Below are 16666 nucleotides of genomic sequence, written 5' to 3' on the forward strand. Positions count from 1 at the left end.
GCCAAAATCAAGCGGGCTAGACCCAAGGACTTAGGGTGTATTTAGCAATCGGAAAGAAGCGGTGAACCTGATACGCCTATTAATCATTGCTCTCGTGATTACTTTGCCAATTAGGCCCGTCGTTCCATTTGGGTTCGGGAGTATTGCTGGGGTCCAATAGATTGAAATAACCTATGTTCCTTTCCTCATAAAATGGTAAAAACTCCTCCAAACGTTTAAGGAAATTATCGTAGGATTTTGAGGTGGGACTGGTCCAGGCAGCCTCTGAGATTGCGGTTAGGCGAGGCCACGCCATAAAGTCCAAACGCTTTTCGTTCGCGATCCTTTCAGTCCAAATACAGGCCTGTATACCCACGATCGGCTCATCAATCGGTATTTCCACATCCAGCGAATCCGGAAAATGATACGCCTGAACGGCATCGCCAAAGGCTCCGTCCCATTTCCGGCCATATTCATGGGTATGGTGCTGTACAAAATCCAGGTACATGGGAATCCTTGGACACAGCACGGTAGGGTATCTATTTTGTATGGTCTTGGAGCGGACATCAGGCTTGTCATGCCTCCACCAAAAGACCAAAGAGGAATTCGTATTGACGCCTGAGCCAGAGATCTCGTCCCAGCCAGCCATTTTTTTGCCCATCGCCTTTAGGGAATCAGAAATTCGGTTTAAGAAATAATATTCCACCTCCTTTAAATCCTTGAGATCATTCGTCCTCATTAGTGACCTTACCTCCGGATCATCTAACCACTGTGCATTTGCAAAATTTACCTCATCCCCACCGATATGGATGTATTCTGAAGGGAATAATTCGCCAACTTCCCTTAAAATGTCGGCCAGATAGGCATAAGTCTCCTCCTTACCTGGGTTATAAGTGAACTCAGGATGGTCTTTATTACCACCTCCGGAAAATTCCGGGTAAGCGCGATTGGCCGCCGAGGCATGGCCGGGCATATCTATTTCAGGAATTACCTCTATTTGTTGTGCAATTGCGTAATCCACCACTTCACGAATCTGTTCCTGCGTATAGAATTTTGGTGTTTTACTGCTATTGCTCCAATCCCCAATAGATCCAACCTGAACAAGTTTTGGGTAGGCCTTAATTTCGATGCGCCATGCAGGTTCATCAGTCAGGTGCCAATGGAATTTATTCAGCTTGTGCTCAGCCATCAAATCCAACAATTGTTTCACCTTTTCCATACCGAAAAAGTGTCGGGATTCATCCAGCATTAATCCCCTCCAGGCAAAACGGGGAGAATCCTTTACGACTCCCACTGGAAGTGCCCAGGAACTGTTTTCCTTATGGTTGGCCCAAATGAGCTGTTTTAAGGTTTTCAAGCCGTAGAATACCCCGGACGGTGAGGGGGCCTTCACCTTTATACCATCAGTTTTTATTTCCAGAACATAACTTTCTTCCGAAAGCTGATCTGTAATGGAATCCATTTCAAGCACCAATAATGCATTCCCTGAATCCTCCGGCTCTGAACGGACTTCAATGTAAGGGGCGCTTTCCATGACAAAGAATTCAGCCACATCGCGTAACTCTTCGTTTTCAAATTCCAGATTTAGTTCTCTTTCGGTAAAATAACTCCCTTCTTCCCATTGCACTTCATTCGGTAACGGAATTATCGTACGATTGGTTTCATAAACAACGTCCTTACAAGAGAACAGCAGCATGGCCAGAACGACAATTCCAATAGGACTTATAGCCCGATTAGTTATCGTACCAGACTTCACTATTAGTTCCATTACGTACTGCATTATGCTTCTTTTACCGAGTTGCGAGTTTTATAAAGGTAGGGATTATGGGTTAGGAAGAACCAAAGTACTTCCGCTTACTACATTGCTATTTCTTAAATATTTTGGGTTTAATTGGAGACCCTCCTTCTCCGAAGTATAAGCGAAGAAAGCTTCGAATGGTACCCTACAGGATATAGGCCTGTAGGGCGAAGTTTCTGAGCTGGTTTTGCTTGTCCGTCTGCAAGGCGGGTGATAGCAAAAATACCTACGGAGAAGGCGTCCTTTTTCCGTTGCTTTTACTGCATCCGACGAGCCTGATAAATATCAGGAGAGAGGAATGCACAGCAAAAAGCAATTAGAAAGCCGATCATCCAGGCTGATTGCTATTATTTTAGATGTACCACGAGATACAATCTCGCGGTAGCGGAGGGAATGGACTGTTTTTATCTTGTTCATTTTGTTTTGATACAAATACTCAGTTGGCATATCTTAGATGAATATGTCCGTTGCTCAATATTATTTACTTGACACTTTTGCCCGCGTACCGTTCAAAGGCAATCCTACGCCAGTCTGTTTACTTACCGATGAGCTAAGCACTCAAACCATGTTTATGTTGGCTGAAGAGTTTAATGCTCCGGTAACTGCTTTTGTAGCAACCGCCAGTGACGAACTCTTTAAGATCAGGTATTTTACCGGCACAGGAGAAATTCCGGCCTGTGGCCATGCAACTCTGGGGGCCGCTCATATACTGCTCAATCAAAACCCGGATTTTGAAAGGATTGTATTTGTTACCATTGAAGGTGTAAAAATCATAGCGAATAAGGAAAGAGATTTGGTGTATCTCGTATATCCTGTTTATGAAAGAAAAGATTACGAAATTCCCGGTGAATTGCTGGAGGCTTTGGGTGTTGAGCAAATAGCGTCTCACTTTTATTGCGATGAATTGGAATCGCTGTTCATTGAACTCAAGGATGATTCTGCGGTCCGGAGTATTCGTCCTGATTTCGAAAAGCTTCGAAAGAGCTCAGACGAAGTCAAGGAAGTGGTTATAATGAGTGAATCCAAATCGGATGATGCAGATTTTATCCTCCGTTCTTTCTGCCCCTGGATTGGAATTGATGAAGATCCGGTAACTGGTTCCATCCATTCGGTTTTAGGGCCTTATTGGAAAGAAAGAACAGGGAAAACCGAACTAATCGCATTTCAAGCTTCAAAAAGAAGTGGTGAGATCTTCATTCAGGTAACTGATAACTCAGTTAAAATTGGAGGGCCCTCAAAAATCCTTGTCGATGGAACGCTAGACTTGTCATAAAACCAATTGATTGTTTTATGCTTATTTCACCTGAGGCGAACGCACTTCCGCTTGTAACACCGCTATTTCTAAAAAAACCTTCGGTTAACTTTCATTCAAAAGCTTAAATCTAAAACTAGCCTTTTTGGGCAGCATAAAAGACAGGCTTCGTATAGAATCGCCGAAGCCTTTCAGACTCCGTAGCCGAGCTACTTCGGCGAAGGAACTTGGAGATAACTTAGTTTATGAGAGCGGTTCTTAAAATATTTAATTTTAAGAAACACATAGTGAAAAAGTCCCCTTTTTGAATTCCTTTTACTGCATCCGACGACCTCGATAGTTATCAGGGGAGAGGAATGCACAGCAAAAAGGAATAGAAATACCAAATAGCCCGGTTTTATTGGAGTTGTGCATTTCTGTTATACCTGGTAGTTTCGTCTTTTGTCCATTTGAATCACCACGAGATACAATCTCGCGGTAGCAGAGCTAACAAGTTTTAAGGGATTCATCCCATAAGTACAAATAAGGGTGAGTTAAATCGATGAATGGCCCGATGAGATAGTATTAATACTACAAGATATACAGTATTATATACCATCCATATATTTTTCCTACGTTTTTAGAAGAACTTTAACTACATTAAAGTTTGATCGTTTCCCCAAATTTTCTTAGGTATCATGTCTTCTTCTTAACCGGTGAGGTTGTTTTATGGATGCCTGAATTTGGGTAGGTTCTTATTCAATTATTCATTCACAAAAAGAGCTCAATAATGGCAAAAACAACAAAAACAACCAGAAAAAAAAAGGAGCCCGAAGTACATAGGGTCCTTGTTGAACTAAGGGTTCCGGATTCACATTTGGGTGCTGATGCAAATATCATGGCGTCCTCACTCGATCTCGTCGAATTAGAAATCGATGCTGATTATATTCCGGTTCCGATGGAACCTTCTGATGCTCTACTGGCTGCTGAGATGGCCGCACAACGCGAGGCCTCAGTAGTAATTGCCGGGATGGTCAAAGACGATGATCGGAAGGCTTTAGAAGAAAATCCAAGGGTTATTAAGGTCTGGAGCGATGCCACAATTAGTCCGTTCTATGATTCCGAAGTGATCCAGGAAGAAGAAACCGAAGTAGAAACCCATCTGGAACTGGTCCCTCAGGAATCATTCGGTACATGCCCTATAGGGACTTGCGACTGCAATTCGGGGACTCCCAAAGGCAATATGGCTACAGTAAGGCGCTACCTGGGGGTAGACCGGATCCATAATCTGGGAATAAGAGGTCGTGGTATTGTAGTTGGGGTTCTGGATTCCGGGATCACAGCCGTAGGACGTACCCTTAAACCAGGAGAAAGGCCTACCCGTCTTATACCAAATGTGATCGGAGGTTGGCCTGCTGATTGGGGTACCGAGTCCAGTGATTGGGGATATCATGGAAACATGTGTTCTACCGATGTACTGGGAATGGCTCCGGAAGCCAGAATCTATGATCTCCGAATCTCCGGCGGCAGTTCGCCTGCCACTGTAGGTAATGCGTTACAAGCGTTTCAATGGGCGATCAACCGGTTTAGGCGGGATGGAACCCCGCATATCCTATCCAATAGTTGGGGGATCTTTCAACGAAGCTGGTATCGGGATTATGCGGAAAATCCGGAGCATCCGTTTACCCGGAAAGTGGTAGAGGCTATCAATACAGGTATCATAGTATTGTTTGCAGCCGGTAATTGCGGGGGCACCTGTCCTGATGGAAGATGTGGAAGTGAAAACGGCCCAGGTAAAAGTATTTGGGGAGCTAACGGCCATCCGTTTGTAATGACCGTTGGCGCAGCTAATACACGGGGTCAATTTATCGGATACAGCAGTCAGGGACCAGCGGCATTGGATCCTTATAAGCCCGACTTTTTATCTATCAGTCACTTTACCGGATATTTCAGAAGTGATAGTGGAACTTCGGCCGCTACTCCTATTGCAGCCGGGGTTGTTGCACTCTTTAAACAACGCAATCCACGTGCCAGCCAGTTTGATATTAAAGCTGGCTTGAAACTTACGGCCAGGGATATGGGAACAGCAGGTTGGGATCAACATGCCGGATCAGGTATTATCAATGCCTGGACCGCCTTCAACCATCCCAGGGTAAGAGGTACCAGGCCTCCCACACAACGTCCGTTTACAGGCGTTCAATTTCGAGGCACACTGCGGCCTAATCAAACCGCCAGATGGTTTACGTTCAATTGGCCGGCGCATTGGCATGTTTTCTGGCATGCGATGTCTTTGACCTCCGGCACTAAGATCAGGTGGAATGTTCGTACCGAACGTGCCAATGACAACTATATTACCTACTGGATCTCTATTACCAATTTGTCAAATCGGAGCGCCCGAGTGGAAGGACGATATGCCGTTTTGGGATCAAATTAGATTTCGGAGTATTTATTATTTCTATAACACATAAAAACATTAATCATGAGAGTTGGAACACAATATACAGGAACTGTTAACCGAAACGGTCGACTTAGAGTATTCACATGGGGCTGGAACCCAAACCAACATGTAATCTGGCATGTTGTACCAGTTTCTACCCGTCGGGGTGGACCCCAGTTGGATTGGGATGTAGAAGTAGAACGTGCGAATAGCAACCAGGTAACTTACTGGGTCAATGTAGAAAATTTGACAAACCAGGATGTACGTTTCGAAATGCGATATGCCATTTTAAATTGAATGACTTAAATAATTGATTAATTTTTAATTTTAGTAAAATGCGAATCATCATAGAAACCGAAGATACCGGAAAAGTGAAGGTCACTAAGCCTACCCAAACCGATAAGCCAGAATCAGATTCAATTCCTGTAATTGATTCAGGAACCGGACCGCAGGGCCAAGCTCAAGTCAGCGATAATGAGCCCGACTTTACTAATAACGGTGAGGAGTTTATGGACTCTGACACCATTGATGCGGGGGCAGTTCCCAGCGAACTATTAGAGTTGATGGAAGGTGCAGAACCTACCCAAACCGGGGAAGTTGGTGACCTTGATTCGGGAGAAGCTCCCGCCTCATAGGCAGGCATTCTTTTGACTGCAATTGTTGCTTTAATTGCCACCTTAGACGTCGCATTTGGAGCTCTTGCAGTTTGACACATTGCCCATATCCTTAGAAAATCTGTTTGTCTAATACCCTTTGGATGAGCAGATTTTTCTTGTTTAATGAGTTAATAAAAAGGACGAAATTGGCACAAAGCCCGAGGGGTGAAAGCACTTCCGCTTGCTGCACCGTTATTTCTGAAAACCTTCGGATTACTTTCGTTCAAAAACTTCAATCGAAGGTTAACCTTTTTGGGCAGCATAAGAGACGAGCTTCGTTAGGATCGGTGAAACCTTTCAGCCTCCGTAGCCAAGCTACTTCGGCGAAGGAACCTGGAGCCGATTTAGAAGAATGGCTCTGGTTTTAAAGTGGAGCTTTAAAAATGCCTCTCCAAAAAGTGTCTTTTCTTCCTGCCCGTACCTAACGGTCCGTTCGGGCGGGTTGTTTCGTTTTCTATTGCCTCCGACGAGCCTGATAGCCATCAAGGGAGAGGAATGCACGGCAAAAAGGAATAGAACGTAAGATAGCAAGTTTATACATGTGATGCATAAGAACAGATTGCACCTTGTCCGACTCTGGAAATCCGCGTCAACCTGGTAAGCAAAAGAAATGAATAAACCATCTTACAGTGGCGCAGCCGAATCATCGGCCAGTTATGCAAAGAACCCGACTCCTTTTCCTCAGGGTTGCAAGCTTTTTGCCCGGTTATTCCTAATATAATCCGGTTATGCATTCATATTTGCTTCTTGTTTTTAAGCTCTCGTAATTTACCTTCCATGAATCCTTGACAGGCAGCAAAAAGAGCTTATGCATAAGCTCTTTTTTAGTAATTACAGACGATAATTCCAATGGAGTTTTCCAATATCCCAAACCACTCTGTAATCAGAAAAAATCAAATGTCTTTTAGCTATAAAATTCCATTTTTTGATCTCCTATTTCAAGTCGGAGTTACCAAAACAATGGGCCTACGATATAATCTTCCAGAAATAAACAACCCCTTATGAAATCAACCAAACTTCTCCTATCGCTTCTGTTTTTTACTACATACGTAGCATTTTACGGTCAGGTAAGTATAGGGAGTGCTGTTCCGGATGCTTCAGCACAATTGGACATCACAGCTACGGACAAGGGAGTATTGATTCCCCGGGTTACACTTCAAAGTACTTCGGACGATATAACAATTACCAATGGGAATGTAACAGGACTGATCGTCTATGCCCAAGACGCGGTAAGCGATATTATCCCCGGATTTTACTTCTGGGATGGAACTGCTTGGCAACGCCTGCTCAACCCGGCGGATATAAATGTTCTGGAAACCACCACTGATCTGGAAGATCGTGAAGATGGTTTAATTAGCTTCATTAATGAAGATGGAATACTACAGACCGTAAAAAAATCTGATATAACGGATAATGAGGACGGCACTTATACTTTCACCAATAACGATGGCAGCGATGTAATCATAAATACCAATCAGATCACGATAACCGATATGGTCTCAGGACATCTGATCGCCACCATTACTCAAGCTGATGGTACCGTTTTACAAATCAACGAAACGGTTGCCACATTTGTAGACAACGCAGACGGTACCATTACTTACACGGATGAAGCCGGGATTGCGAACACCCTGAACAAATCAAATATAACGGATAACACGGACGGCACCTATACCTTTACCAACAATGATGGGTCGGACGTAATTATTGATACTAATGGCATTACAATTTCCAATACGATTACAGGAAACCGCATCGCCACAATTACAAAAGCGGACGGCAGCTCGGAAGATCTGCACGAGACGATCACCAGCCTTAGCCTCAATGCTGATAATATCAACCTGGATTTTGTCGATGAAAGTGGAACCACCACTCAGGTGGATCTGACCGATGCGGTCACCAATCTGGAAACCGTCACCAGCCTTAGCCTCAATGCCGATAATACCAACCTGGATTTTGTCGATGAGAGTGGGACCACCACTCAGGTGGATCTAACCGATGCGGTCACTAATCTGGAGACCGTCACCAGCCTTAGCCTCAATGCAGACAATACCAACCTGGATTTTGCCGATGAGAACGGAACCACCACTCAGGTGGATCTGACCGATGCGGTCACCAATCTGGAAACCGTCACCAGCCTTAGCCTCAATGCCGATAATACCAACCTGGATTTTGTCGATGAGAGCGGAACCACCACTCAGGTGGATCTGACCGATGCGGTCACCAATCTGGAAACCGTCACCAGCCTTAGCCTCAATGCCGACAATACCAACCTGGATTTTGTCGATGAGAGCGGAAGCACCACTCAGGTGGATCTAACCGATGCGGTCACCAATCTGGAGACCACCACTACTTTGACGGATAACCTTGATGGGACATATACTTATAGCAGTGAGAATGGAGTTTCAACAACATTTACGGGCACCGACGATCAGACCGCCACTGAAGTGAGCTATGATAACACATCCTCAGGACTTACCGCAACTACAACCCAGGCAGCCATTGACGAACTGAATACCAACAGTACCGACGATCAGACCGCTACGGAAGTAAGTTATGACAACTCAACATCCGGCCTTACCGCCACTACAACCCAGGCAGCTATTGATGAGCTAAATACCAATAGTACCGATGATCAAACCGCAGCAGAAGTGAGTTATAGCAACGCATCCTCAGGTCTTACTGCCACCACAACACAGGCGGCCATTGATGAATTGAATACCAATAGCACGGACGATCAGACTGCGGCAGAGGTAAGCTATGACAACTCAACATCCGGCCTTACCGCCACTACAACCCAGGCAGCTATTGATGAGCTAAATACCAATAGTACCGATGATCAGACTGCTGCTGAAGTGAGTTATAGCAACACATCCTCAGGTCTTACAGCTACCACGACCCAAGCGGCCATTGATGAATTGAATACCAATAGCTCTGATGATCAGACTGCCGCGGAAGTAAGTTATGACAACTCAACTTCAGGACTTACCGCCACGAATACCAAGGCGGCCATTGACGAAGTGGCTGCAGGAAGCTCCGATGACCAGAACATTGCTAACCTGGCTATTAACACCACTTCAAATGTATTAACAGTCGGTATTGAAAGTGGTTCCTCACAGACTGTTGATCTCTCCCACCTGGATGACAGTGGGACTGATGACCAAACCGCTGCGGAGGTGAGCTATGACAACTCAACATCCGGCCTTACCGCCACTACAACACAGGCAGCCATTGATGAACTAAATACCAATAGTACCGATGATCAGACCGCAGCGGAAGTAAGCTATTCCAACACATCCTCAGGGCTTACTGCCACCACAACACAGGCGGCCATTGATGAATTGAATACCAATAGCACGGACGATCAGACTGCCGCGGAAGTAAGTTATGACAACTCAACTTCAGGACTTACGGCCACGAATACCAAGGCGGCCATTGACGAAGTGGCTGCAGGAAGCTCCGATGACCAGAACATCGCTAACCTGGCTATTAACACTACTTCAAATGTATTGACCGTCGGTATTGAGAGCGGTTCCTCACAGACTGTTGATCTCTCCCACCTGGATGACAGTGGGACCGATGACCAGACCGCTGCGGAAGTGAGTTATTCCAACACAACCTCAGGCCTTACCGCCACTACAACACAGGCAGCCATTGATGAACTAAATACCAATAGCACCGACGATCAGACTGCAGCAGAAGTAAGCTATGACAACTCAACTTCAGGTCTTACGGCAACGAATACCAAGGCAGCTATAGACGAAGTGGCTGCAGGAAGCTCCGATGACCAGAACATCGCTAACCTGGCTATTAATACTACTTCAAATGTATTAACCGTCGGTATTGAAAGTGGTTCCTCACAAACCGTTGACCTTTCACATTTGGATGACTCCGGAACGGACGACCAGACCGCTCTAGAGGTAAGCTATAACAATTCAACATCGGGCCTTACCGCCACTACAGCACAGGCAGCCATTGATGAACTGAATACCAATAGTACCGATGATCAGACCGCCGCGGAAGTGAGTTATAGCAACACAACCTCAGGTCTTACTGCCACCACAACACAGGCGGCCATTGATGAATTGAATACCAATAGCACGGACGATCAGACTGCGGCAGAGGTAAGCTATGACAACTCAACTTCAGGACTTACGGCCACCAACACCAAGGCGGCCATTGATGAACTGAATACCAATAGTACTGATGACCAGACCGCTGCAGAAGTAAGTTATGACAATTCAACCTCTGGTCTTACCGCCACCAACACCAAGGCGGCCATTGACGAAGTGGCTGCAGGAAGCTCCGATGACCAGAACATCGCTAACCTGGCTATTAACACCACTTCAAATGTATTGACAGTAGGCATCGAAAGTGGTTCCTCACAGACCGTCGATCTGTCCCATCTGGATGACAGTGGGACCGATGACCAGACCGCTGCGGAGGTGAGCTATGACAACTCAACATCGGGCCTTACCGCCACTACAACCCAGGCAGCTATTGATGAGCTAAATACCAATAGTACTGACGATCAGGATATTGAAAGTCTGGCCGTTGATACCGGCACCAATGTTCTAACCGTCGGCATTGAAAATGGTGACTCAATGACCGTGGACCTCTCCCATCTGGATGACTCTGGAACGGATGATCAGAACATTGCTAACCTGGCTATTAACACCACTTCAAATGTATTAACCGTAGGTATTGAGGGCGGTTCCTCACAGACCGTTGACCTTTCACATTTGGATGATTCCGGAACGGACGATCAGACCGCTCTAGAGGTAAGCTATAACAATTCAACATCGGGCCTTACCGCCACTACAACACAGGCAGCCATTGATGAACTAAATACCAATAGTACCGATGATCAGACCGCAGCAGAAGTGAGTTATAGCAACACAACTTCAGGTCTTACTGCCACCACAACACAGGCGGCCATTGATGAATTGAATACCAATAGCACCGACGATCAGACTGCGGCAGAGGTAAGCTATGACAACTCAACTTCAGGACTTACCGCCACGAATACCAAGGCGGCCCTAGACGAAGTGGCTGCAGGAAGCTCCGATGACCAGAACATCGCTAACCTGGCTATTAACACCACTTCAAATGTATTAACAGTCGGTATTGAGAGCGGTTCCTCACAGACCGTTGACCTTTCACATTTGGATGATTCCGGAACGGACGATCAGACCGCTCTAGAGGTAAGCTATAACAATTCAACATCGGGCCTTACCGCCACTACAGCACAGGCAGCCATTGATGAACTAAATACCAATAGTACCGATGATCAGACCGCTGCGGAAGTGAGTTATTCCAACACATCCTCAGGTCTTACTGCCACCACAACACAGGCGGCCATTGATGAGCTAAATACCAATAGTACTGACGATCAGACTGCAGCAGAGGTAAGCTATGACAACTCAACTTCAGGTCTTACGGCAACGAATACCAAGGCAGCTATAGACGAAGTGGCTGCAGGAAGCTCCGATGACCAGAACATCGCTAACCTGGCTATTAATACTACTTCAAATGTATTGACCGTCGGTATTGAGAGCGGTTCCTCACAGACCGTTAATCTCTCCCACCTGGATGACAGTGGGACCGATGACCAGACCGCTGCGGAGGTGAGCTATGACAACTCAACATCGGGCCTTACCGCCACTACAACACAGGCAGCTATTGATGAGCTAAATACCAATAGTACCGATGATCAGACCGCAGCGGAAGTAAGTTATTCCAACACATCCTCAGGGCTTACTGCCACCACAACACAGGCTGCCATTGATGAATTGAATACCAATAGCACCGACGATCAGACTGCGGCAGAGGTAAGCTATGACAACTCAACTTCAGGACTTACCGCCACGAATACCAAGGCGGCCATTGACGAAGTGGCTGCAGGAAGCTCCGATGACCAGAACATCGCTAACCTGGCTATTAACACTACTTCAAATGTATTAACCGTAGGCATTGAGAGCGGTTCGTCACAGACCGTTGACCTCTCCCATTTGGATGACAGTGGAACCGATGATCAGACTGCAGCAGAGGTGAGCTATAACAATTCAACATCGGGCCTTACCGCCACTACAGCACAGGCAGCCATTGATGAACTAAATACCAATAGTACCGATGATCAGACCGCAGCGGAAGTAAGCTATTCCAACACCACCTCAGGTCTTACTGCCACCACAACACAGGCGGCCATTGATGAATTGAATACCAATAGCACCGACGATCAGACTGCGGCAGAGGTAAGCTATGACAACTCAACTTCAGGACTTACCGCCACGAATACCAAGGCGGCCATTGACGAAGTGGCTGCAGGAAGCTCCGATGACCAGAACATCGCGAACCTGGCTATTAATACCACTTCAAATGTATTAACCGTAGGTATTGAGAGCGGTTCTTCACAGACCGTTGACCTTTCACATTTGGATGATTCCGGAACGGACGATCAGACCGCTCTAGAGGTAAGCTATAACAATTCAACATCGGGCCTTACCGCCACTACAACCCAGGCAGCCATTGATGAACTAAATACCAATAGTACCGATGATCAGACCGCTGCAGAAGTGAGTTATAGCAACACAACCTCAGGTCTTACAGCTACCACAACACAGGCGGCCATTGACGAAGTGGTTGCAGGAAGCTCCGATGACCAGAACATCGCTAACCTGGCTATTAACACCACTTCAAATGTATTGACTGTAGGTATTGAAAGTGGTTCCTCACAGACTGTTGATCTCTCCCACCTGGATGACAGTGGGACTGATGACCAAACCGCTGCGGAGGTGAGCTATGACAACTCAACATCCGGCCTTACCGCCACAAACACCAAAGCAGCCATTGATGAAGTGGCGGCAGGAAGCTCCGATGACCAGAACATCGCTAACCTGGCTATTAACACCACTTCAAATGTATTGACCGTCGGTATTGAGAGCGGTTCCTCACAGACCGTTGACCTTTCACATTTGGATGATTCCGGAACGGACGATCAGACCGCAGCGGAAGTAAGTTATGACAACTCAACTTCAGGTCTTACGGCAACGAATACCAAGGCAGCTATAGACGAAGTGGCTGCAGGAAGCTCCGATGACCAGAACATCGCTAACCTGGCTATTAATACTACTTCAAATGTATTGACCGTCGGTATTGAGAGCGGTTCGTCACAGACCGTTAATCTTTCTCATCTGGATGACAGTGGAACCGATGATCAGACTGCAGCAGAGGTGAGCTATAGCAACACATCCTCAGGCCTTACCGCCACCACAACCCAGGCGGCTATTGATGAACTGAATACCAATAGTACCGACGATCAGACCGCCGCTGAAGTGAGCTATAGCAACACATCCTCAGGCCTTACCGCCACCACAACCCAGGCGGCTATTGATGAACTGAATACCAATAGTACCGACGATCAGACCGCCGCTGAAGTGAGTTATTCCAACACATCCTCAGGTCTTACTGCCACCACAACACAGGCGGCCATTGATGAGCTAAATACCAACAGTACCGACGATCAGACCGCCGCAGAAGTGAGTTATGACAACTCAGCATCCGGCCTTACCGCCACAAACACCAAAGCAGCTATTGATGAGCTAAATACCAATAGTACCGATGATCAGACCGCCGCGGAAGTAAGCTACGACAACTCAACCTCAGGACTTACCGCTACAAACACCAAGGCAGCTATTGATGAATTAAATACCAATAGCTCCGACGATCAGACGGCTGCGGAAGTAAGCTATTCCAATACAACCTCAGGCCTTACCGCCACCACAACCCAGGCGGCCATTGATGAAGTAGCCGCGGGGGGAAGCACGGATGATCAGACTGCTGCGGAAGTGAGCTATGACAACTCAACATCAGGCCTTACCGCCACAAACACCAAAGCGGCCATTGATGAATTGAATACCAATAGTACCGATGATCAGACCGCTGCGGAAGTGAGCTATGACAACTCAACATCAGGCCTTACCGCCACAAACACCAAGGCAGCTATTGATGAAGTAGCCGCAGGTATAGGCACTGCTGATTATGTGAAACCCATCGATGCCATTACAGGGGATACTACACTGGGCGCTACACACTATACGGTGGTACTTGGATCGGGGGTTTATACAACTGGTATTTCACTGCCTACTGCTTCGACCAATACCGGAAGGATATACATTATACGAAACGACTCTGGAGTTGGAGTACTGGTAAATGGCAGCACACTGGCCAATGGTAGTGTGATATGGTATCAGAGCACGGGATCAGCCTGGGTTCAAATCAATTAAAACAGGGCATTATGTATAGAGCTTTATTGCAACGGCTACTACTTATTCTGGGATTTCTGCTACCCGGCACATGGGTCCTACAGGCGCAGTTCACCAATCAGGGTGAATTTACCATTCTGGCTGACACAGAAGTCGGGATATTTGATGCCATAGAAAACACCATCTCCGGCACCATTATAAACGATGGAGCGCTTTTTAGCTACTCTCACTTCAATAATAACGGGATCATGGACTTTACGACCGGAGGAGAACTACATTTCGAAGGTTCCGCCCTCCAGATGATCAGTGGGACCGGTGAAAACTTCTTGTACGACCTGCATTTTAATAATACAAGTGCTGTATCTCCTTTTGAACTCAGCGGAAATATTAGTGTTGGCCATATCGCCAATTTTAATGAAGGCATACTGAACAATATTGATTTTGGAGGCAGTATTACCTTCGAGGAAGACGCGGACCATACCAATACCAGCGACCTAAGCCATGTTAATGGTAAGGTGATCAAGTATGGTGAAAACAGTTTTATTTTCCCAATAGGCGATAACGGGCAGTACCGCCCAGCCAATATCACTGCTCCTCAGGAAATTTTGGACTCCTATACCGGGCAATACGTTTTGGAAAATAGCAATTCTTCCTATCCCCATGATCTAAAAACAGACCTTATTCTACAGATCAACAACACGGAGTACTGGACCATTGAAAGGAATAGTGGCAGCTCGGATGTAGTACTTAGCCTGAGTTGGGATAAAGACACTTCTCCGGATTTTATTACCAACGCTGATCCTGCCAGTTTACACATAGTAAGATGGGATGCCGAAAGAGGTTTTTGGGTAGATGAAGGAGGAATCCTCAATGCAGCTGACCAAACGATCACTACCATTGCAAGTGTCTCCGGTTATGGGGTTTTTACCCTGGCCACGGTTGAAGTAGATGAAGTGTTACCAGGCGGCCTGGTGCCATACAATGCTGTCTCGCCCAACAGCAACGGAGAAAACGATGTTTTCAGAATTGATGGCCTGGAGCGCTTTCCTAATAATACGGTGGAAATCTTCAACTCATGGGGAGTAAGCGTCTTTAAAACCAGCGGATACAATAATGCAGATAATGCATTTAGAGGATTTTCTAAGGGAAACTTTACAATGAACAATTCGGAGCCCCTGCCTACGGGAACCTATTTTTATGTGCTTAACTATGAATACTCTGAAAACGGAAGTGCAGCACGTACAGTCCGAAAAGCCGGGTTCCTCTATATAGATGCAAATTAGATCACCTTAAATGGCACTACAATTGCTTATAACGAATACAAAGAATATCTTGGCGACTGCTATCTTTTTGACACTTTCCTTAATCGTCAACGCCCAGCAAGAAGCCCAATTCACCCAATACATGTATAATACGGTGATCATAAATCCGGCTTATGCCGGCAGCCGTGGATGTATGAGTTTCAATACCTTATACCGGTCTCAGTGGGTAGGCCTGGAAGGCGCTCCAAAAACCGTTTTCTTTTCCTTAAATACACCAATTAGCAGGAAAGTGGGTCTGGGGTTCTCCTTTTATAAGAATGAGATCGGCCCCTCTGTAGAAAACATGATCGCTACCGATTATGCCTATAGTGTAAAACTCTCAAGAGGTATCACACAATTAAGTTTCGGAATAAAGGCCGGCATACAAACCTTGGATATAGACTTTTCCAAGCTTAACATTTTCAGTCCGTTAGAGCAGGCATTTGAGAACAATATAGATAACCGCATAACCCCTCTTTTAGGGCTGGGGGCTATGCTCCACAATGATAAATGGTATATGGGAATTTCGGCTCCCAACATCTTACAGACCGAACATTACGAGGATAATTCCCTGTCTACCGCCACTGAAAAATTACATGTTTTCTATACCGCAGGATATGTTTTTGATCTGCCCAGAGATGTACAGTTCAAACCTGCAATTCTAGCCAAATATGTAGCAGGCGCCCCTTTAGGATTGGATCTGTCCGCCAATTTTTTAATCTATCGCAGATTTACACTTGGCGCCTCATACCGGCTTAATGCCGCAGCCAGTGCCCTGGTTGCCATCCAACTTAACAATCAGATAATGATTGGATACGCATATGATACCGACGCGACCAGCCTGAGTAATTATAACTATGGTTCACATGAGGTGTTTTTACGATTTGAATTGCTTTCCAGGGTACGGAATAATATTTCTCCCAGATTTTTTTAGGAAGGCGAAAGGCAAGCTTAATAATTTGACCAAATGTCACATAAAAATCCTCCTATAGCAGCGAGT

General features: G+C 45.9%; 8 protein-coding genes. 7 read left to right on the forward strand and 1 reads right to left on the reverse strand.

Translation table 11 applies throughout. The features are described 5' to 3' along the window. Positions 1-79: 79 nt before the first annotated feature. Positions 80-1759, reverse strand: coding sequence for a beta-N-acetylhexosaminidase (locus GTQ38_RS00850; protein ID WP_161433334.1), 1680 nt, complete (start codon positions 1757-1759; stop codon positions 80-82). A gap of 478 nt (positions 1760-2237) precedes the next feature. Between GTQ38_RS00850 and GTQ38_RS00855 the strand changes: the two genes are divergently transcribed. The 7 genes from GTQ38_RS00855 (at position 2238) to GTQ38_RS00890 (ending at position 16600) form a co-directional block, all read left to right on the forward strand. Next, positions 2238-3050 (forward strand): PhzF family phenazine biosynthesis protein, encoded by an 813-nt coding sequence (locus tag GTQ38_RS00855; protein WP_161433335.1) that lies wholly within the window; start codon positions 2238-2240, stop codon positions 3048-3050. Positions 3051-3798: 748 nt separating this feature from the next. Continuing rightward, entirely contained in the window at positions 3799-5442 is a 1644-nt protein-coding gene (locus tag GTQ38_RS00860) for a S8 family peptidase (protein WP_238857731.1), read from the forward strand. Positions 5443-5487: 45 nt separating this feature from the next. Then, positions 5488-5742 carry a hypothetical protein gene (locus GTQ38_RS00870; RefSeq protein WP_161433336.1) on the forward strand — a complete coding sequence of 85 codons (255 nt, stop codon included), beginning with the start codon at positions 5488-5490 and terminating at the stop codon, positions 5740-5742. Positions 5743-5780: 38 nt separating this feature from the next. Then, a complete protein-coding gene (locus tag GTQ38_RS00875; protein WP_161433337.1) occupies positions 5781-6080 on the forward strand; it encodes a hypothetical protein in 300 nt (99 codons plus the stop codon). Between the two features lie 1022 nt (positions 6081-7102). Next, complete coding sequence (locus tag GTQ38_RS00880) at positions 7103-14386, forward strand: hypothetical protein (RefSeq protein WP_161433338.1); 7284 nt, start codon at positions 7103-7105, stop codon at positions 14384-14386. 11 nt (positions 14387-14397) lie between these two features. Next, entirely contained in the window at positions 14398-15648 is a 1251-nt protein-coding gene (locus GTQ38_RS00885) for a gliding motility-associated C-terminal domain-containing protein (protein ID WP_161433339.1), read from the forward strand. A 10-nt stretch (positions 15649-15658) separates the two neighbouring features. Beyond that, the gene (locus tag GTQ38_RS00890; RefSeq protein ID WP_161433340.1) at positions 15659-16600 is read left to right on the forward strand and encodes a PorP/SprF family type IX secretion system membrane protein; all 942 of its coding nucleotides are present in this window, start codon (positions 15659-15661) and stop codon (positions 16598-16600) included. The last annotated feature ends 66 nt before the right edge of the window (positions 16601-16666 follow it).

The sequence above is a fragment of the Poritiphilus flavus genome (genome assembly GCF_009901585.1).
Taxonomy (GTDB): domain Bacteria; phylum Bacteroidota; class Bacteroidia; order Flavobacteriales; family Flavobacteriaceae; genus Poritiphilus; species Poritiphilus flavus.